This is a genomic window from Aquimonas sp., assembly GCF_044377145.1.
GTDB lineage: Bacteria > Pseudomonadota > Gammaproteobacteria > Xanthomonadales > Xanthomonadaceae > Aquimonas.
Window position 1 is genome coordinate 1 of sequence record NZ_JBILJQ010000025.1, and the last position, 25748, is coordinate 25748.

Genomic DNA, 25748 nt, shown 5'->3' on the forward strand with positions numbered 1-25748 from the left:
CATCGACGTACTCACCCGACTGCCGACCACGCGCAACCGCGACATCGACAGCTTGCTGCCGATCGAGGGCTGGGCGCCGATCTGCAACTGAGGCTCAGCACGGCGAGTGGGGAAGCGGTAGGTGGCTTGGGCGGACGCATACGTCACGATGCAATCAGCGTGACCCGCGATCGCCGCAGCCAGGACATGTGCGTCGTCGGGGTCAGGCAGCACCAAGCCTGCCGCGATCGCGATACAGGAGGCTTCGGGCACTTCCCAGTCGGGGTTGGCATCGCGCATCAGAGCACGCCGACGATCCAGTTTGCCGGCAAGCTCGGGCCTGCTGCGCTCCAGGTTTCGGATCCACTCCTGCTCGATCGCTACCGTCCATTTAGCCGCATACAGCCCTGCTACCGCCATGCTCATCAGGGCGTCGGCCACACAAACGGGATAGAGCACGCAGGCATCCAGTACCGCGGTGTAGCGCGCATGCCCAGCCATCAGTACTCCAGACCGAGGTCGCGTGCATTCTCGGCGATCTGTCTCAGAGCGTCCTTCTGGCCGGCCAGCATCTGCAGTTTGTAGGCATGTAGATCATCGAACTGCACGCGACGATGGCTACCCACCATTCGGTGAGGTAGACGGCCTGCCTCGATCTCGCGGATCAAGAACGGGCGGGACACGTGGAGATAGCTGGCCGCCTCCACGGTCGTCATTTCTAGCTTGGCCGACACCACCGTCACCGCCCTGCGCTCGCTGAGCTGTCCCAGGACTTCCCCGATCAGGCGCAGCGCGCTGGGTGGCAGATCCACGGAAGGCATCTCGCCCTCATCACTGGTGAGGCCAATCGTGGCCGCTCGGGCTCGATCCAGCGACTCAGCGATGCAACGATGCGCAACGCGAGCCATCTCAAGTTCCTCCGGACTCAACTCGGGGCGCTTGGAACGGCGGGTGGGCTCTTGAGTACTCGACATGATGTTCTCCTTGAAAGATGCGCCAGACACTCACTGCGTTTGCAGTGTCGAGGGCATTTTATCAATCGCAATATATGCATCAAATGCACTATCTGCAACGCAAAGGCAGCATAAGTGCGCCCATACCCACCCAGCGCCGTCCCTATGCGCACGCCGGGCTGCCGACCGGCCTCCGCGCGGACAAGTGGAGCTTCTGGAAACGCGGGGTCTCGTGCAGGCCGGCTCGGAAGCGACTGGCACCCTGGAAGCAGGACCTGCGGTCCAGTTGCCCCAAGCTGACGGCCTCAACCCAAGCCAACCCAACAGGTATACAAGCTCGTAAACGCACGAGGCTGCGCAGCCTCGAACTCCGCCCACGCCTGAAGATCCGCTGGCGGCGAGGGGCTTGCGGCCAGCACGGCGCGTTCGTCGGGGTCCAGCTCGAAGCCGCGGAAGCGCAGGCCGGCGGACTGCAGCCGTGTGGCCAGGCCACGCAGATCGAGCGCGCTGGCCTCGTACTCGAACAGCAGGCTGCGGCACGACCCCAGTGCGTAGAACTCGGCGACTGCGCTGACGCCACGGGCGGGATCGGACTCGGGCAGGGCCAGGATCAGTTCGCGGGCGCGCCGGAGGTCGTCGGGGCTGGGCCCGAGTCCGGCTTCGGCGAGGTGCACGCGGGCCGCACGCAGGGCGCTGCGCAGACGACCGGAGGCAAGCCGGATCCGCAGCAGGCCCAGCGGTGCCAGCCAGCGCTTGAGTTCCGGCAGCTGTGCCAGCGGGCGCGGATCGACCAGCAGGCTGCGTCCGCTGTCGATCAGGGTGTAGCCGCCGGCGCCGGCCTGGGCCAGGCCGCCCTGGGCACAGCGCAGCTGCGGCAGGCGCAGGCGCTGGGCCTGATCGGTCGTCGCCGCCACGCAGTCGGGGTCGGGATCGAGCGCCAGCACCTGGGCGCCATACACCCGCTGGACCAGCTCGATGGCCCATTCCCCGGCGCCGCAGCCGAGCGCGAGTACCCGAGGATTTGGCACACCGGGCAGCGCACCGGTATGCGCCTGGCCGCGCCGCTCCAGCAGGTAATCCGGCAGGCTCAGCGGCCGCGGGCTGCAGCTGGCGCGGGTCCAGCGCAGGCTCGGCAGCAGGGTGGCCGCATCGGCCAGCGCGAAGCTGAGCAGGGCCTGCACCGACACCGGCCAGCTGCGCTCCTGCAGGCGCTTGGCGTCGCGCAGGCTGGCCAGCGGCAGGCAGGCGATCAGCGCCGGCAGCCAGGCCGGATGGATCGGCTGATCGTTGTCGATTGCATGCAGCAGGCGGTGACGCAGGCGCAGGGCTTGGGCGTGTTCAGCATCGGATTGCGGGTAGGCGTGGCGATTGCGCAGGCAGTGCGCCGCCAGCGCGCAGTGGAAGGCCAGCTGCGGCTCCGACCAGGCGATATCGTTGCTGTCTTCGGCACGCTGCAGCAGCCAGCTGCGCAGGTTGATCAGCAGGCGCTCAATGGCACTGTCGGGAATCAGCGGCTGGCGCAGCAGAGCGCGCAGCAGCGGCTGCCCGAAGATCGCCGGGCCCAGCCGCAGATCGGCCAGGCTGCGTGTCGGCAGCTGTTCCGGCCAGGCCGCAGCTACGCGATCGATCCAAGCCGCCACTCGTGGATCGGCCCGCAGCAAGCGACAGGCCGCTGGCAGCAGCTGGCGCGGCGCCGCCCAGGGCGCGTCGAGGGCGCGCGCCATCAGGCTGGCTTCGGGCTCGAAGCCGACGATCTCAGGTTGCTCGGCCAAATGCTTGAGCAACAGCCGCACCCAGGCTTCGGCAGCGGGCAGGTACTGGGGATCGGTCTGCAGCAGGACGCGCAGTTCGTTCAGGGCCGCATCGGTGTTGCCCACGGCCGCGTTCAGCAGGGCCTGGTGGGTCAGCGCAGGGGCATGCCCGGGCCGCCGACTCAGGGCGACCGCGCTCGCTGCCAAGGCCTCTGGGAAGCGGCCCAGGTCGGCCAGCAGGGCACTGCGCTGGAGCAGCAGATCGGGCTCGTCCGGCCACTGCTGCAGCCCCCGCTCGACCTCGGCCAGGGCTTGCTCGGGGCCCTGCCGCTCGCGCTGCAGCTCGGCCAGAATCGACAGCGCCTCGGTGCAGCTGGGATCAAGCTGCAGTGCGCGCTCAGCCCGCTGGCGGGCTTCATGGGTGCGGCCGGTGCGCATCAGGATGATGCTCAGATTGAACAGCACCGAGACCCGGTCCGGCGCCAGCTGCAGGGCCCGTCGGTACAGCGCCTCGGCCTCGGGCAGGCGCTCGCGCGCATGGTGCTCCAGCGCCTGCAGGAACATAGCTTTGGCTTGCTCGAGCGCGCTCATGCGGCGTAGCCGTTATGGCAGTGCAGTCGCGCATTGGCGCGGCTTGCGGCCTTCAGCGGCGAGGGGTCGAGAATTCTCTCGCAAGGGGTCGTGTTCACGGGTGCACCTGCTAGACCGCCCTTGCGAGCTGAAAGATCGGCCAGTAAATCAGCACCGGCATGGCCACCAGCATCACCGGCAAGCTGGACAAGCCGATCAGAAACACCCGCTTCGACTGCTGCAGCGGATCGCGGCCAGCGAAGCGAAGCGCCAGCAATGCGAAGGGCAGCGCCCACAGCAGCAGGTGATAGCGCAGCAGCCACCGGGTCAGCAGCGGCAGGTCAGCGCCAAACGCATCAAACACCGAAGCGAAATTTGGCAGCACGAGTGTCGGCATTGCCGCTGTGACAACCGCGCACAGCAGGCCCGCGGTCAGCCAGCCGAGGCCCGTTCCCCCGGCATCGGCCTGGGTGCTTGGCGTGCTCGCCGGCGCAGCATAGGGATTGTCCATCGCGGTTCTCATGTCACTCGGGAAGCGGCGCCGCCGCAGCCGCTGAACCTACATGATGCCAGTGCGCGGCGTGATCGCCGATGATGATCGGGCTTTCGGTCTTGATCTGCTGCGCCGGGTCTGGACGCAAAAAGGGCGGCCGCGCGAAATCGCGTGCTGGTGTCTGGCCCGGGCCTCGCGGTAGGCTGCGCGCCCACTGCAGTGCTGCGCCGACGCGCAGCCTTCCGCGGATCTTCATGACCCCTCGCCTGGACGCTGCCGCGCCGATGTTTGCGAACCCGACTTCCGCGCCCGCCCTGCCGGTCCAGCTCGAAGTGTGGTCGAACCGGCCGCATCTGCAGCAGTGGTTCACTGCCCTGCGCCGCCTGCATCGCAGCGGCGAGATCCGCCTGCGGCAGCAATTCGGCAGCGCACCGGTGCCGGACTACGAACAGCACGGCGCACACCTGCGTGATGCCGAACAGGTGCACTGCCGCTGCATCCTCGGCGACGGCCGCCGGCTGTACCTGGATTTCCACGACAGCCATGAGGTCTGCCTGAGCGGCATGGCCTGGTGTGACGCCTACTTCAAGCGCAGCGCCCGCGCTGAGGACCTGAAGCGCTATCCCAAGCTGCGGGCGCTGGGCCTGAACTATCCCGTGCACGACGACGCCAGCGACACGCTGCTGCTGCGCCGAGGCCTTCATTTCGAGCCTGCGCAATGGCGCTGGCATACCGCGGCCTTGCTGCGTTTGGACCGCCTGTTTCCAGACCGCTTCATCCTGCCGCGGCTGGCGCAGTGCGAGCAGGCGCCCGAGCCCGGCGGCTATCGGACCGTGCTGTTCCAGACCCGGCTGTGGGACCCGGCCGAGGCGCCGTCCGCCGACAAGGCGGCGGCCTGGGCACGCCTGAACGCGTATCGGATCGAATGCGTGCGCCGACTGCGCGATGCCCTGCCGGAGGCATTCCTGGGCGGGATCGCGCCGAGTGCGTTCGCGCGCAGCCAGTGCGAGGAACGGCTGCTGTGCCCGCCGGATGCCGCTCGCCGGGCGGCCTATATGGGGCTGCTGCGGCAGCGTTCGATCGCGGTCAGCACCGCCGGCCTGCACGATTCAAACGGCTGGAAACTGGCCGAGTACCTCGCCTTCGGCAAACCGGTGCTGGCCGAGCCCCCGCAGCATGTGATCCCGGGCGGTTTCGCGGCGGGCCGCCACTATCTCGGCTTCGACAGCGCCGATGCGCTGGTGGCCCAGGCGACCCGCCTGCTCGACGATGCGGCAGAGGCCGACACGATGGCGGCAGCCAACCACGCCTACTACCGCGCCCACCTGCACCCGGACGTGCTGGCGCGGCGCGTGCTGGGCCTGCTCGACGATGATCCTCAGGCCGAAACGCCGAGCAGCGCCTCGGCGACTTCCGGATGCCCCAGAAACTCGCGCGGGCTGGCGGTCTTGCCGTAGGCGCCGGACTGGAACACCACGATCAGATCGCCCGGCTCAGCGATACCCAATTCCATGCGGTCGGCCAGCAGATCGAGCGGAGTGCACAGCGGGCCGACCACGCTGGCGATTTCGCTGTCCCCCGGCCGCGCATTGACCATCAGCGGATAGTTGCGCCGGATCACCTGACCGAAGTTGCCCGAGGCCGCCAGGTGATGGTGCATGCCGCCGTCGCAGACCTGGAACACCTGCCCGCGCGACTGCTTGCGGTCGATCACGCGGGTGACGTACACACCCGCCTCGCCGACCAGATAACGGCCCAGCTCCAGCAGCAGATGCGCCTGCGGGAAATCGACCGCGCAGCGCGCGCTGAGCGCCGCCAGCGCGTCCGCAATCGGCGCCAGCTCAAGCGGCGCCTCGGCCGGCGTGTAGGGAATGCCGAAGCCGCCGCCGAGGTTCAGGCTGCGCAGCGGGGCCGGCAGCTGCTCGGCCCATTCGCAGACGAGCTCGTAGCAGCGCGTCTGCGACTCGACGATCGCGGCGGCCTTGAGGTTCTGCGAGCCGGCGTAGAGGTGAAAGCCCTCGAAGGCCAGGCCGCGTTCGGCAATCGCCTGCAGCAGCACCGGCACCTGTTCGGAGTCCACACCGAACTGCTTGGCGCCACCACTCATGCGCATGCCGGAGGCCTTCAGCTCGAACGGCAGGTTGACCCGCACTGCCACCCGTGCGGCACGGCCCGAGCGCTCACTCGCCGCGCTCAGGGCATCGAGCTCGCGGAAGGATTCGAGGTTGATCAGAATCCCGGCCGCATGCGCCTGCTGCAGTTCGCGATCCGACTTGCCCGGCCCGGCAAAGCTGAGGTGCCGGGGATCGACGCCGGCATCCAGCGCCACCCGCAGTTCGCCGACCGAGGCGACATCGAGGCCGTCGGTCAGCCGCGCCAGGTGGCCGACCACGGCCGGCATCGGGTTGCATTTCACCGCGTAGTGCAGGCGCAGCGCTGGCGGCAGCACGGCGCGCAGTTGCGCAACGCGCGCATCGATACGGCTGCGGTCGTACAGGTAGCACGGGGTGTGGCCGACCGCCGCCACCGCCTGCGACAGCGGCTGGCCCGCGATCAGCAGTTCGCCGGCCGGGTCCAGCGTCCAGGGCTGGGCCTGATTCCAGGGCTGTTCGAGTAGCGACGTGCTCAAAAGAAACTCCTGCGATGCGCATCACGGTTAGCATGCGCGCTGGTCCAAACAGGAGTATCCGATATGCGCGTCTTGTTGAGAGCATCGTGGCGGCTGGCGACATTGATCCTGCTGCCGCTGAGCAGCCAGGCGGCGGTGCACCAGGTCGGCCCCGGCCGCGAGTTCACCCACCTGCAGGCACTGCTGGATGTCACCGATTTCGCCCCCGGCGACGTGGTTGAAGTCGACGGCGGCGTCGAGTATCCGGGCAATGTGATCCTGCGCCCGCAGCACGGCGGCGCCGCGGGCTCGCCGGTGGTGCTGCGCGGGCTGCGGGTCAACGGCGCGCGGCCGATCCTGCGCGGCGGCACCAGCACGATCGAATTCCGGCTGGCCAACCACGTGGTGTTCGAGAGCTTCGAGGTGGTCGGCTCAGTCGACGACGGCACCACCCGCTGCGTGTTCCACCACTCCAACGATCTGCTGATCCGCGATGTGCTGGTGCGCGATTGCCCGATGCACGGCATTCTCGGCGCCGACAATGACTCCGGATCCTTGACCATCGAGTATTCGGAAATCCGCAACGCCGGCAGCGACACCTACCACCACGCGATCTACATGGCGACCGATCAGCGCGCGTTCCCGGGCAGCGTCTTCCGGCTGCGCCACAGCGTGGTGCGCGACAGCCGCTACGGCGATTCGGGCGAAGGCGGCAATCTGATCAAGAGCCGCGCCGAGCGCAACGAGATCCACTACAACTGGCTGCAGGGCGCCTACTACCACAGCCTCGAACTGATCGGCCCGGACCCCTCCGGCGGCGCCACGCAGAGCGGCGCGCGCGAGGATTCCGACGTGGTCGGCAATGTGATCGTCCACGATGGCGAGTTCGGCTCGGTGTTCCGGCTCGGCGGCGACGGCACCGGCCAAAGCCAGGGCCGCTACCGCTTCGTCAACAACACGGTGGTGCGCCCCGGGCAGGGCGGCGTCAGCACCGTATTCCGCCTGTTCGACGGCATCGAGGCGCTGGAGGCACACAACAACGTGTTGGTGAACACCGACGGCGTGTTCCGCGTGTACAGCGACGGCGACGCGCAATGGGTCGGCGGCGCGCCGCGTCTGCACGGCAGCCACAACTGGATCAGCGAGGGCGCCGGCTACATTCCCGACGGCTGGACCGACACCACCGAAGGCGATGAGCCGGGTTTCGTCAACGTGGCCGCCAGCGACTTCCGTCCAGGCGCCGATTCCGAGCTGCGTGATGCTGGCGGCGACGCCGTCAGCGCGCCCGGCTTCGAGATCAGCGCAACGCTGTTTCCACCGACCCGCCAGCCACCGCGCGGGGTGGTCGAGGCGGCCGGTTCGGCCAGCGTGCGCGCCGTCGATGCGCGGATCGATATCGGCGCGTTCGAGAGCACGGGCTCGGAGTGAGCAAACGCCGACTCACAGCGGCTGGCACGGCTGCCCTGGCCGCCTGACGCTCAGATCGCCGCGACTGCGACAGGCGGCCGCCGCCCCGGCGGCGAGCCCGCCGTCAACGCTCGCGGCAGAAGATCTGCGGCAGGGTGCAGATGGCGCTGAACAATTCGGGGCTGACGTGGGGTTCGATCGGCTCGCGGCGGATGTCGAGATCGTCGTCGGTGCGCAGGCCGTGGAAGCCGCCGTAGTAGGAGAACGCATAGCGCACGCCAGCCGCGCGCAGGGCGTCGCGGCTGTCGGCATTGAACGAATCGCGCTTGCCGACCGGATAGGCGAAGCAGTGCATGTCGATGCCGAGCTCACTGCGCAGGCGCGCTGCGCAGCCGTCGATCTCGGCCTGCTGCTCGGCGCGCGACAGTCGCGCCAGCACCGGGTGGTGCATCGTGTGGCCGCCGATCGCCATGCCGGCGACATGCATGGCGCGTAGCAGAACCCAGTCCATCCACTGCGAGCGCGCGTCCGGCAAATCAGCGCCCGGCAGCTGCTGCAGCGTCGCCAGCAGGGCCTTGGCGCGGGCCAGCGGCAGCGCCTTGTACAGACTCAACAGCTGTCGCACCGCGGCGGCGCGCTCCGGGCCTGCCAGCGAAAGCGGCGCCAGCCCGAACTCCGGCAGCTCGATGCGCTCGACCACCGTGCTCCCCACCAGGGCAGTAATGGCGTCCCACCAGGGCAGGCGCGGATGATCGATGTAGTCGCTGGCGATGAAGAAAGTTGCCCGCGCACCGTGCGCCTTCAGAATGCGAAAGGCGTTGTCGTAGTTGTCGCGATAGCCGTCGTCAAAGGTGATCAGCACATGTCGATTGCGGCGGTCACGGCGGGCATCTTCGATCTCCGCCGGGACAATCAGCTCGGCGTGCTGGCGCAGGAACTTGACCTGCGCCTCGAAGGCATCGGCGCTGGCGCTGAGAAGATCCGGATCGCAGTACTCCGGCAGCGCGGTGGCGATCCGGTGGTAGTTCAATGCCAACAGGCCGCGCGCGCGCAGTGGCCTCAGCAGCTTCAATGCCTTGCTGCGCGCCAGCAGTTTCGCCAACAACTCTCGTTTCATTGCAGGTCTCCTTTCGACCTGGTCAGCGGCAGGCACTGTCCCACCCCTTCACGCATGTTCTCACCCAAGCCGGCGCGCTGCGGCCTGACCGCCACAGCGACTCAGCCCGGCCTCCGCAGCCGCGCAGCCAGGGCCTGCAGCAGCGGGCCCAGCCGCGCCTGCAGCCGCGGTTTGCGCTGCAGAGCTTCCTGCAGGGTTTCGATATCGTCGCTTTGAAAACCACGCAGCAGCAGGCTGAGCGCGATGTACAGCAGCGCATACAGCACGCCGGCGCCGAAGCGCGACCACGGGTCGGGCCAGAGCAGGGCGATCGTCAGCGCCGGCGCCGCCGCCAGCAGCGCCGCCAGCAGCAGGCGCAGCAGTTCGCGCCACGGCAGGCTGACCCGCAGCAGCTGACGCACGCCCAGCACCAGCAGCACCAACACGATCAGACGCGAGGCCACGTGCGCCCACAGCGCGCCCATCAGGCCGTACTCCGGCACCAGTACCAGGGCGAAGACGGCGGTGATGACGATCGAGGCAGTCGCGAAGAAAGCGCGCAGGCGCTGGTGATCGGTAGTTGACAGCAGGGCGCCGAAGGCGCCTTCGCTCAGGGTGAGCCCGCCGATGATCACCATCCAGCGGAACACTTCGGCCACCGGCGCATAGGCCTCGCCATACATCAGGTGCACCACCAGATCGGCGGCCAGCGCGCCGGCGCCGGCCAGCAGCAGGCCGAAGAACTGGAAGATCCGCACCGAGTTCGACAGCACCCGATTGACCTGCTCGATACCGGCGGCGCCGTAGGCATGCGCCATCATCGGCATCAGCACCGTGGTCAACCCGGCCGACAGCAGATCGACGCCGCCGCGGGTCAGCGCAGTAGCGATCGCGAAGAAGCCAACCTCGGTAGCACCGACCAGCGCGTTCAGCAGCCAGGTTTCCACCGCCTTGTTGCTGAGTGCGGCGGTCAACACCAGCAGCACCGTCCACCACAGGTGACTGCGCAGACGCGCCAGCAGGGCCGGATCACTCAGGCCGCGCCGCGGGCGCAGCCCGGCGCGACGGCTCATCCACAGGCCGAGCACGCCGAAGGCCAGGCTGGTCACGGTGAACACGGCGAGGTAGGCATGCAGGCCGACTCCATACCAGGCCAGCAGCGCCACCGCGGCGGCGTTCAACAGGCCCAGGCCAACGGTGGTCGAGGCCTCGATGCCGAAGCGACCGTAGCCCTTGGCCATCGAGATGAAGAAGATGAAGCTGCTCTTGCCGAACATGCTGAGCAGCACCACCGCGGCAAACAGCGGCAGCTCGGTGCTGAGCCAGCCGCTGCGTTCGAACAGCGGCAGCGAGATCAGGTACAGCGCCGCCACCGCCAGCAGGCACAGCAGCTGGCGCCGCCACAGCCAGCCGTGGATCTGGGCGGCGCTATCGGGCTGGTCGCGGCCCAAGGATTCCGACACGAAACGGATGCCGGTGGTGGTCAGGCCATTGTTGGCGAACATGCCGAGCATGCCGGCCAGCCACACCAGATAGGCGTAGCGGCCGAAGTCCTCTGGCCCGATGTCGCGCGCGATCAGCGCGCTGACGACCAGACCCAGCGCGTACACGACATAGGTCGAGCCGGTCATCAGCAGGGCGCCGCGCAGGGCGGCGACGCGTCCGAAGGCCGCACTCATGGGCGCGCTCGCGCCGACGTGCGCGCGGCTGCGCAGGCAGCCTGTCGGGCTTCGCTTGGCTGGGCGGCAGATCCACCTGCGCGGTCAGCGCTGCGCCGATCCCTGGCCGAGCGCCCACTCGGCCTGCCAATCATCGAAGGGCTGCGCTCGCGCAGTCGAAATTCGCTTCGACCCCCAAGGTCCGACAGGCTGCTAGCATCGCGGCCTCGCGTTCTCCTCGCCTGCCGCGCATGCCCCTTGCGTTCACCCGGATTCTGCACATCGTCGACAGCCTGGAAACCGGCGGGCTGGAGCGCTTCGTGTGTGATCTGGCAATCGCCCAGCAGGCGGCCGGCCATAGGGTCGCGGTGTTCAGCCTGGTCGAGACGACGGGCTTCCGCGGCGTGCTGGAGGCGGCCGGCATCGCGGTACTGATTGGCGGCAAGCGCAGCGGGCTGGATCTCGCCATGGTGCGAAAGCTGCGCGCTTTGATCCGCGCGCGCGGCATCGAGGTCGTGCACAGCCATGATTTCGTGCCCAGCTACTACGCCGCGCTCGGCGTGCTCGGTACCGGCGTGGCGCTGGTGAACACTTGCCACAACATGGGCGCGCGTCTGGGCCAGCGGCGCCTGCGCTGGCTGTACCGGCTGAGCCTGCTGCGCAGCGGTCGCGTTGCGACCGTCGGCGCGGCCGCACGAGAGGCCTTGATCGGGCTCGGCGTGGTACCGGCGACCAAGGCGGTGGCGATGCGCAATGGCATTCCAGTCGAACGCTTCCGAACCGATGCGTCCGCGCGCGAACAGGCGCGCGCCGCACTCGGGCTTGCGCCCGGCGAGTTCGTGATCGGCTGCGTCGGTCGATTGGTAACGCTGAAGAACCACAGCCTGCTGCTGGCTCAGCTGCCGACGCTGCGCGCAACCGTGCCCGAACTGCGCCTGGTGCTGGTCGGCGATGGTCCGCTGTCGACCGAGCTGAAAGCGCGCGCGGCCGATCTCGGCGTACTCGGCCAGGTCCTGTTCGCCGGTGGCCGCAGCGATGTGTCGATGCTGCTGCCGGGTTTCGATGTGTTCTGCCTGCCCTCGACCACCGAAGGCCTGTCGATCGCCCTGCTCGAAGCCTGCGCCAGCGGCTGCGCGATCGTGGCCAGCGCGGTCGGCGGCAATCCGCAGATCATCTGCGACGGCGTCAACGGTCGCCTGTTCGGCAACAACGATGGCGAGGCGCTGCGCAGCCTGCTGCTGCAGCTGGCCACCGACCCGGCCGAACGCGCACGCCTCGGTGCCGCCGCACGCGCCTATGCCGAACGCGAGGCCTCGATGCAGGCCGTGGTCGATGCCTACGCTCGGCTCTATGCCGAGGCCGGCGCCGGCTGAGGGCAAACGCTGTTTCGCAGCGACGTTCATGTGCGGCCCGCTTCGCGCGCGAGATGGGCGAAGAAGCCATCGATGCCGTCGACGGTTGCCACCCGCGGTCGCCAGCCCAGCGCCTTCAGAGCCGCGTTGGAGTAACGGAAATCGCGGTACATCGAACGCACCAGGTAAGGCGTGAATACCGCCGGCAGCTGGCCCTTCGAATAGTGGTGGTAGCGCTCCAGCAGCCGCGCACCCAGACGAAACGCGAACTTCGGCATCGGCAGCCAGTGCATGCGCTCCACGTGCTGGCGGTACTCGCGAAAATAGCCTGCGCAGCTCGGCAGATCGTCATCGACCACGCTGAAGCTGGAACCATCCGCGGCCTTCAGCGCCGCCAACGCGATCGCATCCGCGCAGTTCTCGACGTGGGTCAGCGGCAAGGTGACGCTGCCGCCGAGGGCGAAGAACACGCCCATCGCGCGGAGCCCGACCCGCGGCGACAGCGCACCGCCACCGGGCCCGTAGATCACCCCCGGGCGCAGCACGATGCCCTCGAAGCCGTGCTCGCGCCGGTAGCGCTGGAACAGCTGCTCCTGACGGGTCTTGGCGAAACCGTAGGCGCCCTTGCCGAGGCCTATATCCTCCAGCGGCGTGTGCTCGTCGACGCTGGCGCCGTCGGCCAGCTCGGCGGTGCGATAGACCGCGAACGAGCTGACCAGCACGAAGCGCCGAACCTTCGCAGCGACCGCGGCATCCAGCAGATTGCGGGTGGCGACCACGGTATTCGCGAACATGTCGGCGGCCGCGCCGCGCATGCCGGCGGCGGCGTGGACGATGCAGTCGACGCCCTCGACCAGGGCCGGCAGCTCGGCCCGCCCGGTCAGATTGGCGGCGCGGAACTCGACCTCGCAGCCGGCCAGTTCGGCGCGCAGCGCGTCCATCTGCGCGGCGCTGGGCAGGCGTCGATAGTGCAGACGCAGCACAGTCGCACCGGCCATCGCCAGACTGTAGACCAGACGCTGACCCAGAAACCCGCCGGCACCGGTGAGCAGGATCTTCATAGCGGTCGCTCCAGCTTGACGACGATGGCATCGATGATCCGGCACACGCGCAGGATGTCGGCCGGCGCCACCGGCGCAGGACCACGGCCCTCGACCGCGTCGTAGAAGCGCCCCAGCAGCACGCGCATGCCCTCGAAAAAGTGGAAGCGCGAACGCGCGAAACCCAGCGCATTGCGGGCGCCATTGCCAGCGGAACGCAGCGCCTGCACCCACGGCGGAAACAGCCGCCCCACCGCGCTGGGCTGCGACTGCCGCGCACTGCGTACAAGAGTGCGGCAGGCGTAGTCGAGTTCAACGCTGTCGCGGGTGCCGATCACCTTGAGGCTGTGCGCGACTGGCCGGCCGTGCGCACTCACCAGCGCCGATACGGTGACATCGCCGCTGCGGATCAGCAGCCGCAGCTCGTCGTTGAGCGCGTCCAGCACCGGGTTGCCGCTGGCCGGGCGGCGACGGAAGGCCTGCAGCTCCAGCGCGAAGTCATCGCCCAGATGCGCGACCACCTTGGCCAGCACATGATCGAGTACGTTGTGGAACAGCTTGCCCGGCAAGCTGTGCACCCAGTGCGCCGGGTCCGCCATCACCGCCACACCATAATCGCCGGCCAGGTTGTAGCCATAGGCCACATCGAAGTGCACCGGCTCACCGAGCGCCTGCGTCGCCAGCAGCTGCTCCAGCTGCAGCCCGGGCGACTCGAAGTTGTACAGATAGTTGACCCCGATCTGGCGCCCGGCCTGCGCGGCAAGGCGGAGGATCTCGGCCGCCTCTGGCGCGGTCGGCGCAAAGGGTTTTTCCATGAACACGTGGCAGCCGGCAGCGAGGGCTTGGCGCGCGATTGGCAGATGTGCGCCGGGCGGCGTCGCCACGTGCAGCACGTCGATCCGCTGCTGCGCCAGCAGCGCGCCCAGATCGGTGTACTGCGCGGGCTCGCCGAAGCGCAGCGACAGCTGCTCGGCCATCAGCGGTTCGCGGTCGCAGACGGCCACCAGCTCGGCCCGGCCGACTGCGCGGATCTGCTCGGCGTGAGCGTCGGCGATCTTGCCGCAGCCGACGATGGCGGCGCGCAGTCGCGGCGCAGAGTTGTGCGGGGTATTCATCGCGGCGTGCTGGTCCAGGTGGCGGCAAAACGCCCGCTGGCAAAGCGCAGCGAGGCGATCAGGAAAGCCCAGTTCAAGGCGAACAGGAAGGCGAGAATTTTCAGCGGACCCGGCAGTCGTCCGCCAGCGCGGCTGCGCCACCAGCACAGCGCCGACAGCGCGTAGCCGGCCAGCTGCAGGAGGCTTGCGATCAGCCAGAACCCTGATTGCGTGGCCAGCAGCAGCGAGGCGAGCAGGCCGAGGATCAACAGATGCGGCGCGACCCAGCGCAGCAGCTTGTGCGACACGTACGCGAACGCCGTGGCCGGGCCGCTGCGCAGCAGGTATTCGGGGTGGCGGAACATCGCCTGGAAATTGCCGATGCCGATGCGGATGCGGCGCTTGTATTCCTCGGCGATCCGCGCCGGCATTTCCTCGCGCGCGCGCGCTGCCGGCTCGTACACGATGCGACTGCCTGCCGCGGCCACATTCATCGCCACGCAGAAGTCGTCGCAGATGGTATCGGCCGCCAGTGGCCGCCACAGCTCGCGGCGGATCGCGTAGATCGCGCCGTTCGCACCGAGCAGGCCGCCGATGCGGTTCTCGAAGAATTTCAGCAGCTGTTCGACCCGCCAGTACAGGCCGTCCTGGTTGTCGCCGCCGCTGCCGAACAGCTGCAGCTCACCGCTGACGCAGCCGACCTGCGGGCGCTCGAAGTGGCGCACCAGCGCCTGCAGCGCCGCGGGTTCGAACAGGGTGTTGGCATCCGAAAACACCAGAATCGGCGACTGCGCGCGCGCGGCCAGATCATTCAGCACATTGGCCTTGCCGCGGTTGTGCTCGAAGGCCAGGCACGTCAGCCGCGGGTCGGCATAGGCGGCCTCGACCTCGGCCATGATCGCGGCGGTGCGATCGCGGCTGCCGTCAGAACCGATCAGGATCTGCAGACGTTCGCGCGGGTAGTCCAGCGCCAGCAGATTCTCGATCCGCTCGCCGATACAGCGCTCCTCGTTGAAGGCGGAGATCAGCACCGTCACCGCCGGCAGCTCGCTCGCCTTGGTGGCGCGGCGCTCGCGCTTGCCCAGCACGAAGCGCAGATCACGCCACAGCTGCACCAGCCCGCCCAGCGCGATCAGCAGCAGCGGATACACCGCATAGGAATAGACCACCGCACCGATACAGGCGAAGGCCAGCAGGGCAAGAGCGGTACTCACCTGGGACGGGTCTCCAGCGGTGTGATCGGAAGTCGGCTGGCGCGCAGCGCGACGGGGCGGCAGTATAGGGAAACTTGCGCCAGCTCACAGTTTGGCGGCTACCGATATCGGCGCTGCGAATGCTGGATGCGGAGCGCCGTGAGCTTGAGGCGGCTCAGCTTGCGGTCGAGGCGGGTCGGTAGAGACGAGTCGGGCTGGTCGGTCCGGCTCTGTGTCTGTGTCTGGCGCAGTCGACTCCGGTCGGATCTGGCATGGCCGAGCGCTTTCCTCGCCCACGGCGTCACCGAACGCGGTCAGCGGCAGGCGAGGCCCGGAGTGCTGTGGTCCGACCGGAACGGACAATCAGCCCGGCTCACACCGTTGACCTGACGACCGCCCCACCCCACCCCAGCTTGGAGTTCCGCGTGATCCTGCTTGATGACCTGCGCGCCAAACAGACCCTGTACTGCCAGCACGGCCAGACCTGCTCCTTCGCCCGCGCCGTGCTGGCCGACGGCACGCTCGCGGTGGTGCTCTACCGGATCCAGTCCGGCCTGGCCGGCATCGGCCTCGGCGTGCTGGCGCTGATCCCACACCTGCTGAACAAGTGGATCAACGGCTGCGTGATCGGCGTGCGCGCCCGCTTCGGCCCGGGCTTCGTGCTGATTCACCCGATCGGCGTGGTGATCAATTCCTCGGTCCGCGGCGGCCGCAACGTCTGGCTGGAAAGCAGCGTCGTCATCGGCGAAAACCGCGGCGCCTTCCCCACCCTCGGCGACGACATCTTCGTCGGCTCCGGCGCCAAGATCATCGGCGGCGTCAGCCTCGGCAACGGCGCACGGATCGGCGCCAATGCGGTGGTGCTGAAAGATGTTGGCGCAGGCGAGACGGCGGTCGGCGTGCCGGCGCGGGTGCTGGCGAAAAAGCCGGGCTAGGCCGCAGGTAAGCTGACCTCACTGCACCCGCCCCGAGCACGGCGCTGTTCGCCGCTGCCTCAGCGCTGTGGTGTATCGGCCTTGGTTGCAGGCCCTCGGCTGGTCAAGTGGCCGCCACCGCCTCCCGCGCCGCATACCCCGGCCGCGGAATGAGGTAGTCGCGGTATGCGCCGGGCTCGCCGGTTTCGCCGGCTTCGGCGGCCTTGATGATGTTGTAGGTTTCCCGCGCGCTCACGTAGTGCAGTTTCCAGTCGGTGCCGTCGTTGTACTTCGACTCCAGGTGCTCGAAGGCGCGCGCCATGGCCGGGCCGAGCAGGGTGTCCATGTCGCGCTCCTGGGTGCCGTGGGTGTGGATCTTGACGAAGATCCATTCCGGCTTGCCCTGCACATGGATGCCGCAGTTGACCCAGTCGTCGATTCGCGCCGGGTCGGGCGGGCTGACCGCGCGGATGTCGGAGTTTTCGATCCGCGGGATCAGGCCGAATTTGCGCTTGCGCCAGTTGAGTCCAAGCACGCCCTGCACCAGCAGCAGATCACCGACCGCCTTGCCGCCGACCCGCACGCGCTCGCCGGTGTCGTGCGACTTCGGCTGGGTCGGGTTGTCGGTGGCGTAGTAGATCTGGTTGATGGTGCGGGTCTGGCAGGGGTCGGGTGCGGAGGGGTAGGTGAAGTCGGCGTAGCAGCCTTCTTCGCGCAGGATGATCAGCTCGTTGTTGATGCCGCAGCCGAAGCCGGTGGGATGGCAGTTGTCCAGCGCCCAGTTGCCGTGGATGAAGGACCACAGCGGCTGGCCGCTGCGGGCATCGACGGGCAGCGCATCGTGGCGATCGACCAGGGTGCGGGTGAAGCGCTGCAGGCTGGCGCGCAGGTTGGCCTCGGTATCGTTGTCGTGGTGCAGGTGGATTTCGATCTCACCCAGGCCCATGCGGCAGAGTTCGACCAGCGAGTCCAGATGTTCTGGCCGGTACTCTTCTTCCGGGTAGAAGAAACTGTGCACCGGCGGACGGCCGTCGGCATCGCGGTGGCCTTCGCACAGGAGCGGATAGTCGCGGCGCCAGCGCGCCACGCGCGCGCATTCGGTTGCGTAACTGGGCTGGGTCCAGCCGGGCTCGTAGTGGTCGACGAAGCAGAACATCAGATGGCGGGTGGTGCCTGCGGGTGCCGGGGCACGCCAGTCCTGGCGCAGATAGCTGGTCAGCCAGCCGAGGATGTGGCGGCGATGGGCGAGGTAGAGCACGCCGGCAAGCCCGAGCAGGGCCAGAATCGCAGCGCCGAGCAGCAGCAGGATCAGGAAGTTCATTGCAGTTCCGGTAGGACGGCGGTGGTGGGCGGCAGCGGCGATTCGAGAGCGGCGCAGCGGGGTTGAGCGCGATAAAGGTACGGCGGCGGGCTCATCCGGTTGAGCGCTCGATCACGATGAAAGCGTAGACCATCAGCACGCTGGCGAATGCAGCGCCAACCGTGGGGGCGGCCCAGGGCACCGCGGGCCAAGGCCCGTCCCCACTGTGGGCCGCAGCACGGCGCGCCGACCACGCCGCGCTGATGCATAGCGCCAGCAGCAGGTACAGCAGCGGTTGGTAGGTGCGCGACAGAAACCAGGCGCAGGCCATGAAGCCGACCATCGAGGTGCGCAGGGCTTCAGCGACTGCGGCCTCGCGGCTGCCGCGGCCGCTGCGCTCGGACACTTGGCCAAGCTCGCGAAACGGGATCAGCAGCAGGGCCACCCACAGCAGCAGGCCGATCGCGCCGAGTTCGGCGAAGCACAGCACGAAGGAGTTGTGTGCGGTCAGGTCGTGGAAGTTGGTGAAGTTGCCATAGCCTACGCCCAGCAGTGGCTGGCCACGAAACATCTGCAGGCCGTCGTACCAGGCGTCGATACGTTGGCCTGCCGAGGCTTCCTGGGTCGAGAATTCGCGCCCGCCGCCAAACCCGACCGCGAGCACGCCGATTCCTCCGAAGGCCGCCAGCAGGCCGGTCTTGAAGGTGCCGATCACCCGCCGCAGGCCCATCAGCATCATCGCGCCGACGCCCAGAATGGCGCCACGCGAATGGGTCAGGTACAGCGTGTAGAGCAGCAGGGCGGTCGGCGCGGCGATGAACAGCAGGTTGCGGATCAGCCGGCGCTGCTGCCAGCCGAGCAGCAGCAGGGGCAGCACCATCACGATGGCCTGGCCGAGGTCATTGGGATCATTCAGGATGCCGAGCCCGCGCACCCGCCACAGGAACAGGCCGCTGCTGTCGTCGGCCGGCACGCCGTTGAAACCGGCGCTGAGCAGGTCGGCCTCGTCGCCGGTGCCTTGCCGCAGCACCAGTTCATCGGCGCGGAAGCCAGTGTGGAAGGCGTTCGCCGCCAGCGCCGCCACCGTCAGCATGCTGAGCACGACGGTGGTGAGGGTGAGCTGCAGCCGACGCAAACTGGTGATGTTCAGGCAGGCCAGCACCAGAAGCAGGGCCGAGGTGCTGAAGTCGCCGACCGCCACCATCGCCCCGCCTGCCCAGCCGTTGACCACCAGCGACAACCCGATCGCCACCGTGAAGGCCAGCAGCAGGCCGAGGTACACCGGCGGCGCGGCGATCTCGCGCCGCGACATGGCGGTCAGCGCTGCCGACAGAAAAGCCAGCAGCCACAGCCACAGCATCGGCCGCAGATGGGCGAGATCGGGGGCGAACAGGTCGACCGGACGCAGGAAGGTGAACACCACGTACAGCAGGAACAGGGCGAAAGCCATCGGGTGTTCAGCGGTTCCAGTGGGGGCGGCGGGCGCGGGCGCGCCGATGATAGCGGAGCCCGGGCTGGCATTCTTTTCGCGGTCTGTCAGAATCCGCGCCTTGACACTGTGCGCAAGTTCGCAGATTGCCGGTCCGGGGCTGCCGATTGCCACTCTCTTTCATGCAATCGGGACGTTCCAAATCATGGCCGAGCAGCAGGATCCGGGCAAAGTGACGCGCGTGCTTTACCACCATCGCACCCAAGGCAAGGCGGTGGAAGGCGTGCATATCCGCGGGGTCACCGATGCCCTGCGCGCAGAAGGTGTGAACGTCGACATCATCAGTCTGCCCGGCGCCGACCCCTATGTCAGCCCCAAGGCGATGTCACCGACCCAGCAGGCGCGCAGCTACATGCGCTGGGTGTCGAAGCTGCCAGAGCCGCTGTTCGAGCTGGCCGAGCTGGCCTACAACGCCGTCGCCGGCTGGCGGATCCTGAGCTACCTGCGCGCGCACCGCGATGTCGGCCTGATCTACGAGCGCTATTCACTGTTCATGTTCATTACGGTGTGGATCGCGCGCCTGAAGAAGATCCCGATCATCCTGGAGGTCAACGACTCCGCCACCGTGTATCGGGTCCGACCGCTGTTCTTCCTGCGGCTGGCGACTTGGATCGAGCGCTGGGTGTATCGACGTGCGGACGGTCTGGTGTTCGTCTCGGCGGTGTTCCGCGACCGCGCGCGCGCTGCGCATGGCGAGATCGCGCCGGCGATCATCACCCCGAATGCCGCCAACATCGACAAGTTCAGCTTCACCGACGAGCAGCGCGACGAGGCCCGCCAGCGCCTGAAGCTCGAGGGCAGCGTGGTCTGCGGCTACCTCGGCGCCTTCGTGCCCTGGCATGCGATCGACGCCTTCGTGCATCGCATCGCCGAGCGCCTGGCCGACGATGCCCAGCTGAAGCTGTTGCTGGTCGGCGATGGCGCCACCTATCCGGCCATGAAGCAGTACGTGGAGGAGCGCGGCCTCAGCGATCGCATCGTGCTGACCGGGCGCGTACCGCATGACGCCGTGCCCGGCCTGCTGGCGGCGATGGACATGGCGATCCTGCCGAGCGCGGGCGACTACACCTCGCCGGTCAAGCTGTTCGAGTTCATGGCCTGCGCAATCCCGCCGATCGCGCCGGATTTCGAGCCGATCCGCGAGGTGCTGGTGGAGGACCACACCGGCTGGATGTTCAAGGCTGGCGATCTCGATGCCGCCGTGCAGGCGGTGCTGGAACGCAGCCGCGATCGGGCCAGCCTGAGCCGCGTCGGCCAGGCGGCGCGCGCGTACATCGCCGCCGAGCGCCAGTGGCGCCACAACATCCTGCAGCTGCTCAGTTTTCGGGCCGAGCTGATCGCCAAGCGCAGCGTCTGACCCCGCGCGACGCGGGGACGCGATCCGCGTTGAGGCGGGCCCGAGCCGGTTCCGGCCTGCAGGTGTTTATCGCGGCGCCGCGAGCACTTCTTTGCACACGCGCAAGGTGTCCGCGGCGACATCGTCCCAGCTGCGGCGCATGCGGCTGGCCATGCCGGCGTGGTCCCAGTCGCGCTGCAGGGCTTCCCGCAGCGCTGCTTCAAGTGCGGCGGGATCGCGCGGCGGAATCAGCAGCCCGCTGTTGGCATCGATGATCTCGCGGGTGCCGCCGACATCGGTGGCGACCACCGGTCGCCCGCAGGCGATACCCTCGACCACCACATTCGGATAGCCCTCGGACCAGCTCGGCAGGGTCAGCACATCGGAGGCGGCGACCCAGCGCGAAACGGCTTCGGGTTCCAGCGCGCCCGGCAGCAGCACGCCGTCGCGCAGGCCCTGGGACTCGATCAGCTGCAGCAGTTCGGCGCGCATCACGCCGTCACCGACCAGTACCAACCGTCGACGCGCGTCCTCGCGGTACAGGGCGGCAAAGGCCTGCAGCAGTTCGCGCAGGCCTTTGGCGACCACGAAGCGGCCGACATAGGTGATCAGCTTCAGGTGTGCATCGACGCCCAGCGCGGCGCGGGCCTCGGCCTGTGGCTGCGGTCGGAACACTGCGGTGTTGATGCCATTGATGACCGTGTGCACGCGCTCCAGCGGCATGCGGAAATCGCGGATGCTGGTGGCTCGCATCGCCTCGCTGACGGTCAGTACGGCGTCGGCGCGCTGCAGGGTCCAGCGGGTCAGGTGCTGCATCAGCCCGGCGCGCACGTGGATATCCGAGCCGAGCGCGCCCAGCACCGCCGGCACACTGAGGGCGCGCGCGCTGAGCAGCGCGCCGGCCCCATCCGGATAGATCCAGTACGCCAGCACCAGGTCGGGCTTGAACGCCCGCAGACGCGGCAGCAGCACTCGAAGGATGCTCAAGGGGTTGGCAACCCGCGACAGGACCGGCAAGGCCAGGTATTGCAGGGCTTCGACGTCGATGCCGTCGAGATCGAACTGCGCGGGCACTTCGACATCGACGTAGCTGCGCGGCTGCAGCCCCGGAACGCGCGGATAGCGCGCGCTGACGTGGAACACTTTGACCTCGGTCAGGCGGGCCAAGGACCGCGCAGTTTCATGGATGTAGCGGCCGCGAGTGGCGTCGCGCGGCAGCGGCAGCATCGGGGTGATCAGGGCGATTCGGGGCATGCGTGGCCGGCTTTGAGAGGCGGCAGCCGCTGCGGCCGCCGAAGCGCGACATGTTAGCGATGCACGTCAGCCGCCGCGCTGTGGCATCGCTGCGGGCTCTGCGCTGGCTCTTATTCGAAGTCGTCGCTGAACAGCAGGTCGGCGTTTTCGGCGCGCCAGCGGTTGAGCAACTGCACGAATGCCGCTGACACCTGGGTGCTGGCGCCCTGGCCGGACTGGCTGGCGGTGTTGACGCCGTGGCAGCCGTCGCAGGCACGCACTTCACCCGGCTGCACCGACACCCAGTAGCGCTCGCGCACCACCGGCTGGCCGGCCGGGTCGGTGCTCTGCCAGACCAGGGCGCGGCTGGCCGGAACGAAGGCCGCGACTGAACCATCGGCCGCCACCGGCACGCTTGCGACCGGGCCACCAGGGTTGGTGCCATTCAGCGCGGTGGCGTTGGCATCGTGCATCGGCACCGCCAGCGGGCGTCGACCCGGGCGTGGGTTGCTGCCGCCGAAGGTGATGCCGCGGATCTGGTCGGCCTGGAAGAACTGCATGTGGCCGACCGTGTAGACCGCGCCGGTTGGGGTAGGCGGGTTCTGATGGCCGCTACCGGCCACGCGCAGATTGAACGGCTGCTGCTTGTCGGCGCGGTCGCGGGTGGTGACATCGCGCATCACCAGCACGCCGAGGTTGCGCTGGCGCAGGTACTGCTTGAACGCGTTCAGATCAACCCCCGCCTGTTGGAACGCCGCAGTCTCGGGCCCTTCCATGCTGGCCTGGGTGGACGGCGGCACCGGACGCGCCCGCACCTCGACCGCACCCAACTCCCACAGCGGGCCGTCGTAGATCACCCGCACGTCCGGATCGAAGTACTCGACGCGGCGGCTGATGCCTTGGGTGCCGGTCAGCGGGCTGGTCCCGGTCTGGAAGCCATTGCTGCCGGTCACCAGGCGCGCCAGCCGGAACATGTGATTGGACCCGGGCGCCGCACGGGTGCCGGTATTGATGGCCGCGCCCTGGGCGGTGGCGTGGGAGACCACCACGCTGCCATCGCTGAGCACCAGCGGGTTGCGATAGTGGCCGCTGTTGTTTGCATTCACGGTGGTGGTGCCGGTCGCGGGGTGAGTGATCGATTCCAGCCGGATCTGGTCGGGATTGAGCGTGAGGCCGGCGGTGAAGCGGATGATCTGGCCCGAATTCAAGGTGCCGAATTCCGGTGCATTCACCGCGTAGAAGCGCCCAGTCTGGGTCGGGTCTTCGACCATCTGCAGGACGTTCTCCAGCCGATAGGCGTTGCCGCCCGCCGGGGTGAAGTCGCGCAGGTTGGTGTCATTGGTGAGACTGCGGGTGAAGTAGCTGTGCAGCTCATGTCGGCCCAGATGATTCAGAGTCAAGGGTGCGGTGCCGTCCTGATTGATCTGCCACGGGAAGAAGTGATTGAAGCGCAGGCCCGACACCGTCGCCCCCGCGGCTGCGATGCGCGGCTCCGGGAAGTGCTCGCTGCGGTCGGTGGTGCGGGCGGCGTTGGCCGCTTCCGAGCTGTAATTGAAGGTGCCGAAGGTATTGCCGGCGCTTTCGTTCTGCTGATCGCGCTGCAGGTGATCCCAGCGCGAGAACAGCACGCGGCCGGCGGCATCCACCAAGGGATCGAACGAACCGCTGGGCGAGTGCTCCAGCAGACGGGGCTGGCTGGCGCCGGCTTCGAGCTTCCACAGGCCGGTCACGGTGGGCGTGGATTCGTACTCGTCCAGCTGCGGGTACAGGTGACGCTCGCCGCTGCGGCTGCGGTCAGAGACATAAATGATGCTGCCGTCGGAACCGTAGGTCGGCATCAGGTTGTTGAAATCGGCGGGCTGGTTGGGCACGCGGGTCATCACCACAGTCTGACCTTGCGCCAGCCCGGTAACTTCATACAGCTGCCAATAGAAATTGTCGGCGCCGTACTGGGCGTTGGGCGCGCCAATCACCATGCTGAAAACCGCGCGAGTGCCGGACCAGTGCACCGCCGGGTCGCGTACGGCGATCGAGTTGGAACCCTGAAACGCCACTGCACTGCCGAAGCCGGCCTCGCGAGTCAGGTTGCGCAGACTGCCGTCGGTGTAGCGGATATACAGATCACCGCCGCGCCCGCTCAGCGCAACCGTCGCGCGATGGTTGGCGAACACCGAACCAATCGCAGCGAAGTCGTTGGGAATGGGCACCTGGGTCACGAACAGGATCGGATGCGGCGCCACCGACTGCGGAGCCGGCGCGTCGGCGGCGGCGACCAGCGGGCTGAACGCGGCAGCCAAAACGGTCGCGAAGCAAACACTGATGAAGCTGGGGATATGGGTCATGTTTGCGCCACCAAAATTTACAGTCGCAGGTTAGGCCCCCTAACTGTTTGGTTCCGCGATGCAGTTGGCACAATCGATCAACAATTACGCGATGCAACACGCAGATTGCGAAAGTGCTGTGAACAGCGACCGAGATCCCGCGGCTTTGCGCTCACTCGCGGGGTCGCCGCCGAGGTCCGGCTCGGGCGAAGCGAGATCTCTGCGTTCCTCGCCAGTTGGTTGGCTCCGAATGTGAGCCAATCCACAGTTCTCTCGGATGCTGGTATCGTTCGCCTCCGCCGGGACGTGCCGCCGCACGACGCCGTGATCAATCCTTAGGTTCTGGAGCTTCTGGTGTCCGCTCGCCCTGTCCTGCTGCGCCTGCCGGCCTTGACTGCCGTCCCGTCCGCGGGCGCTGCGGCATGAACTCGCCGCGCCTGCAGCCTCTGCGTCTGGGGCCGGATGAGGCCTGGCTGAGCGCCGTGTTCGCCGAGGCCGACGCCCCGCGTGCCGCGGTACTGATGCTGGCGCCATTCCCGCACGAGTGGCAGCGGAGCTATCGGCTGTTTGCGCTGCTGTCGAATGCACTTGCCGAGCGCGGCATCGCCAGCCTGCGCTTCGACTATCGCGGCTGCGGTGATTCGGCCGGCGACGATACCGAGTTCTGTCTCAGCCAGGCGCTTCACGATGCCCGCATCGCCCTGGACTGGCTGCAGAAGCGGGTGCGGACGCCGGTGCACGCGCTGGGTATTCGCGCTGGTGCTCTGATCGGCGGGCACTTGTGCGCAGCGGCGGGTCTGCCCCTGCTGGTCTGGCAGCCCATCGAGGATGGCGCCACCTATCTGCAGGCGCTGCAGCAGCGCGATCAGACCGAGCTCAACAACCGTCGTCGATTTCCATTCCAGCGCGCACTTCGGGCTAGCGCGCCTGATCAACTGCTGGGCGCTCGACTGCACCCTGCCCTGTGTACCGAGCTGGCAGCGGCGCGCCTCGCGTATCCGGTGGCGCTGCGGATCGGCGCAGAGGCCGCCGACATCGAACTCGGCCCCGCGCTTGCCAACTGGGTCGATGAGATCGATCTGGCGACCAGTTTTCCACTGCCCCAGATCCGCGCGCTGGCGGCGCGGTTGAGTGAACGGCTGGGGGGTCAGACATGAGCGAACGGCTGATCAGGCTGGAGGGCGAGCGCTTCGGCGTTCTCAGTGAGCCCGCCGGTGCCGGTAAACCGGGGGTGCTGTTCCTGCAGTTGAACGCCGGCTCGGTGCATCGTCAGGGGCCGTTCCGGCTGCACGTCACCTTGGCGCGAGAATTCGCAGCCGCGGGCATTCCGTGTTTTCGCTTTGACCAGCCGGGCATTGGCGATTCGATCGCGGCGGCTGAGCGGCCGCAGGTCGAAGTGCTGAAGGACGTGCTGGACCGGCTGGAGGCCGAGACCGGTATCGAGCGCTTCTGTGTCGGCGGCATCTGCAGCGCGGCCGATGCCGGTTGGTGGCTGGCGCTGGCGGACCCGCGAGTGTGCGGGCTGGTGCTGCTGGATCCGCTGGCGCGCGCTGGCCTGTGGTTCAAGCTCGCCAAGCTGCTGCAGCCGCGCTCGCTGCAGGGCTGGCTTGCGCTGCTGAAGCGTCGAGCCCGGTCAGGTGGCGATGAAGCGGGTGGCGAGGCCGCCTACCGAGAGTGGCCGCGCGCCGGTGAAGAAGCCTCCCAGATGCAGGGCCTGGTGAATCGTGGCGTGGAGATCTGCACGCTATACACGGGCGGCGCAGCGCACTATTTCCTCGACCCGCGGCAGTTCAACGCCACCTACGGGGCGGCCAGCCGAGATCCGAAGGTCGCGTTCGCACATTGGCCCGAGGTCGACCATCTGTTCTATCGCCCGGACGACCGCGAACGTCTGATCAAGCATCTGTTGTCTTGGACGCAGCGTCGTCTGCTGTCCACACCCTGAGCCCACGCGGAGAACC

Annotated in this window: 21 protein-coding genes; 7 read left to right on the forward strand and 14 right to left on the reverse strand. The window is 68.1% G+C overall.

What is annotated here, in order from left to right; translation table 11 throughout:
• The 4 genes from ACIQ7H_RS09580 to ACIQ7H_RS09595 form a co-directional block, all read right to left on the reverse strand.
• The coding region (locus ACIQ7H_RS09580) for a PIN domain-containing protein (RefSeq protein WP_395790788.1) at positions 1-480 on the reverse strand (480 nt) is incomplete at its 3' end.
• Positions 480-953: an excisionase family DNA-binding protein gene (locus ACIQ7H_RS09585; RefSeq protein WP_395790790.1), complete on the reverse strand. Its 474-nt coding sequence runs from the start codon at positions 951-953 to the stop codon at positions 480-482. The genes ACIQ7H_RS09585 and ACIQ7H_RS09580, both read right to left, overlap by 1 nt.
• A gap of 284 nt (positions 954-1237) precedes the next feature.
• Complete coding sequence (locus ACIQ7H_RS09590; RefSeq protein WP_395790792.1) at positions 1238-3274, reverse strand: tetratricopeptide repeat protein; 2037 nt, start codon at positions 3272-3274, stop codon at positions 1238-1240.
• 109 nt (positions 3275-3383) lie between these two features.
• Positions 3384-3764 carry a hypothetical protein gene (locus ACIQ7H_RS09595; protein ID WP_395790794.1) on the reverse strand — a complete coding sequence of 127 codons (381 nt, stop codon included), beginning with the start codon at positions 3762-3764 and terminating at the stop codon, positions 3384-3386.
• A 236-nt stretch (positions 3765-4000) separates the two neighbouring features.
• Between ACIQ7H_RS09595 and ACIQ7H_RS09600 the strand changes: the two genes are divergently transcribed.
• A complete protein-coding gene (locus ACIQ7H_RS09600) occupies positions 4001-5203 on the forward strand; it encodes a glycosyltransferase (RefSeq protein ID WP_395790796.1) in 1203 nt (400 codons plus the stop codon).
• On the opposite strand, the gene ACIQ7H_RS09605 is transcribed toward ACIQ7H_RS09600, so the two are convergent.
• A complete protein-coding gene (locus tag ACIQ7H_RS09605) occupies positions 5125-6375 on the reverse strand; it encodes a pyridoxal-dependent decarboxylase, exosortase A system-associated (RefSeq protein WP_395790798.1) in 1251 nt (416 codons plus the stop codon). The two genes, ACIQ7H_RS09600 and ACIQ7H_RS09605, sit on opposite strands and share 79 nt — an antisense overlap.
• Positions 6376-6438: 63 nt before the next feature.
• Here ACIQ7H_RS09605 and ACIQ7H_RS09610 point away from each other — a divergent pair, with 63 nt between their 5' ends.
• Positions 6439-7782, forward strand: a complete 1344-nt coding sequence (locus ACIQ7H_RS09610; RefSeq protein WP_395790800.1) for a hypothetical protein — start codon at positions 6439-6441, stop codon at positions 7780-7782.
• A gap of 103 nt (positions 7783-7885) precedes the next feature.
• Here the strand turns inward: ACIQ7H_RS09610 and ACIQ7H_RS09615 are convergent, their stop codons facing one another.
• Positions 7886-8878 (reverse strand): polysaccharide deacetylase family protein, encoded by a 993-nt coding sequence (locus ACIQ7H_RS09615; RefSeq protein ID WP_395790802.1) that lies wholly within the window; start codon positions 8876-8878, stop codon positions 7886-7888.
• A 101-nt stretch (positions 8879-8979) separates the two neighbouring features.
• A complete protein-coding gene (locus ACIQ7H_RS09620) occupies positions 8980-10536 on the reverse strand; it encodes an oligosaccharide flippase family protein (protein WP_395790804.1) in 1557 nt (518 codons plus the stop codon).
• A 230-nt stretch (positions 10537-10766) separates the two neighbouring features.
• Between ACIQ7H_RS09620 and ACIQ7H_RS09625 the strand changes: the two genes are divergently transcribed.
• Positions 10767-11888 carry a glycosyltransferase gene (locus tag ACIQ7H_RS09625; RefSeq protein ID WP_395790806.1) on the forward strand — a complete coding sequence of 374 codons (1122 nt, stop codon included), beginning with the start codon at positions 10767-10769 and terminating at the stop codon, positions 11886-11888.
• A 26-nt stretch (positions 11889-11914) separates the two neighbouring features.
• On the opposite strand, the gene ACIQ7H_RS09630 is transcribed toward ACIQ7H_RS09625, so the two are convergent.
• The 3 genes from ACIQ7H_RS09630 to ACIQ7H_RS09640 are packed head-to-tail and all read right to left on the reverse strand — an operon-like array spanning position 11915 to position 15215.
• Entirely contained in the window at positions 11915-12928 is a 1014-nt protein-coding gene (locus ACIQ7H_RS09630) for an NAD-dependent epimerase/dehydratase family protein (RefSeq protein ID WP_395790808.1), read from the reverse strand.
• Complete coding sequence (locus ACIQ7H_RS09635; RefSeq protein ID WP_395790810.1) at positions 12925-14022, reverse strand: Gfo/Idh/MocA family protein; 1098 nt, start codon at positions 14020-14022, stop codon at positions 12925-12927. Before ACIQ7H_RS09635 ends, ACIQ7H_RS09630 begins: the two co-directional genes overlap by 4 nt.
• The gene (locus ACIQ7H_RS09640; protein WP_395790812.1) at positions 14019-15215 is read right to left on the reverse strand and encodes a glycosyltransferase family 2 protein; all 1197 of its coding nucleotides are present in this window, start codon (positions 15213-15215) and stop codon (positions 14019-14021) included. Before ACIQ7H_RS09640 ends, ACIQ7H_RS09635 begins: the two co-directional genes overlap by 4 nt.
• A gap of 251 nt (positions 15216-15466) precedes the next feature.
• On the opposite strand from ACIQ7H_RS09640, the gene ACIQ7H_RS09645 reads away from it, so the two are divergent.
• Complete coding sequence (locus ACIQ7H_RS09645) at positions 15467-16129, forward strand: serine O-acetyltransferase (RefSeq protein WP_395790814.1); 663 nt, start codon at positions 15467-15469, stop codon at positions 16127-16129.
• A 103-nt stretch (positions 16130-16232) separates the two neighbouring features.
• On the opposite strand, the gene ACIQ7H_RS09650 is transcribed toward ACIQ7H_RS09645, so the two are convergent.
• Entirely contained in the window at positions 16233-17429 is a 1197-nt protein-coding gene (locus tag ACIQ7H_RS09650; protein ID WP_395790816.1) for a hypothetical protein, read from the reverse strand.
• Between the two features lie 91 nt (positions 17430-17520).
• On the reverse strand, positions 17521-18858 hold the full coding sequence (locus ACIQ7H_RS09655; RefSeq protein ID WP_395790818.1) for an O-antigen ligase family protein: 1338 nt from the start codon (positions 18856-18858) through the stop codon (positions 17521-17523).
• 184 nt (positions 18859-19042) lie between these two features.
• Between ACIQ7H_RS09655 and ACIQ7H_RS09660 the strand changes: the two genes are divergently transcribed.
• The gene (locus ACIQ7H_RS09660) at positions 19043-20254 is read left to right on the forward strand and encodes a glycosyltransferase family 4 protein (protein ID WP_395790820.1); all 1212 of its coding nucleotides are present in this window, start codon (positions 19043-19045) and stop codon (positions 20252-20254) included.
• A gap of 66 nt (positions 20255-20320) precedes the next feature.
• On the opposite strand, the gene ACIQ7H_RS09665 is transcribed toward ACIQ7H_RS09660, so the two are convergent.
• Together ACIQ7H_RS09665 and ACIQ7H_RS09670 are read right to left on the reverse strand one after the other, a co-directional pair.
• Positions 20321-21487: a glycosyltransferase gene (locus tag ACIQ7H_RS09665; protein WP_395790822.1), complete on the reverse strand. Its 1167-nt coding sequence runs from the start codon at positions 21485-21487 to the stop codon at positions 20321-20323.
• Positions 21488-21597: 110 nt separating this feature from the next.
• Positions 21598-23808, reverse strand: coding sequence for a hypothetical protein (locus tag ACIQ7H_RS09670; RefSeq protein WP_395790824.1), 2211 nt, complete (start codon positions 23806-23808; stop codon positions 21598-21600).
• A 401-nt stretch (positions 23809-24209) separates the two neighbouring features.
• On the opposite strand from ACIQ7H_RS09670, the gene ACIQ7H_RS09675 reads away from it, so the two are divergent.
• On the forward strand, positions 24210-24944 hold the full coding sequence (locus ACIQ7H_RS09675; RefSeq protein WP_395790826.1) for a hypothetical protein: 735 nt from the start codon (positions 24210-24212) through the stop codon (positions 24942-24944).
• Positions 24941-25732 carry a hypothetical protein gene (locus tag ACIQ7H_RS09680; protein WP_395790828.1) on the forward strand — a complete coding sequence of 264 codons (792 nt, stop codon included), beginning with the start codon at positions 24941-24943 and terminating at the stop codon, positions 25730-25732. The genes ACIQ7H_RS09675 and ACIQ7H_RS09680 overlap by 4 nt, the downstream gene beginning before the upstream one ends.
• The last annotated feature ends 16 nt before the right edge of the window (positions 25733-25748 follow it).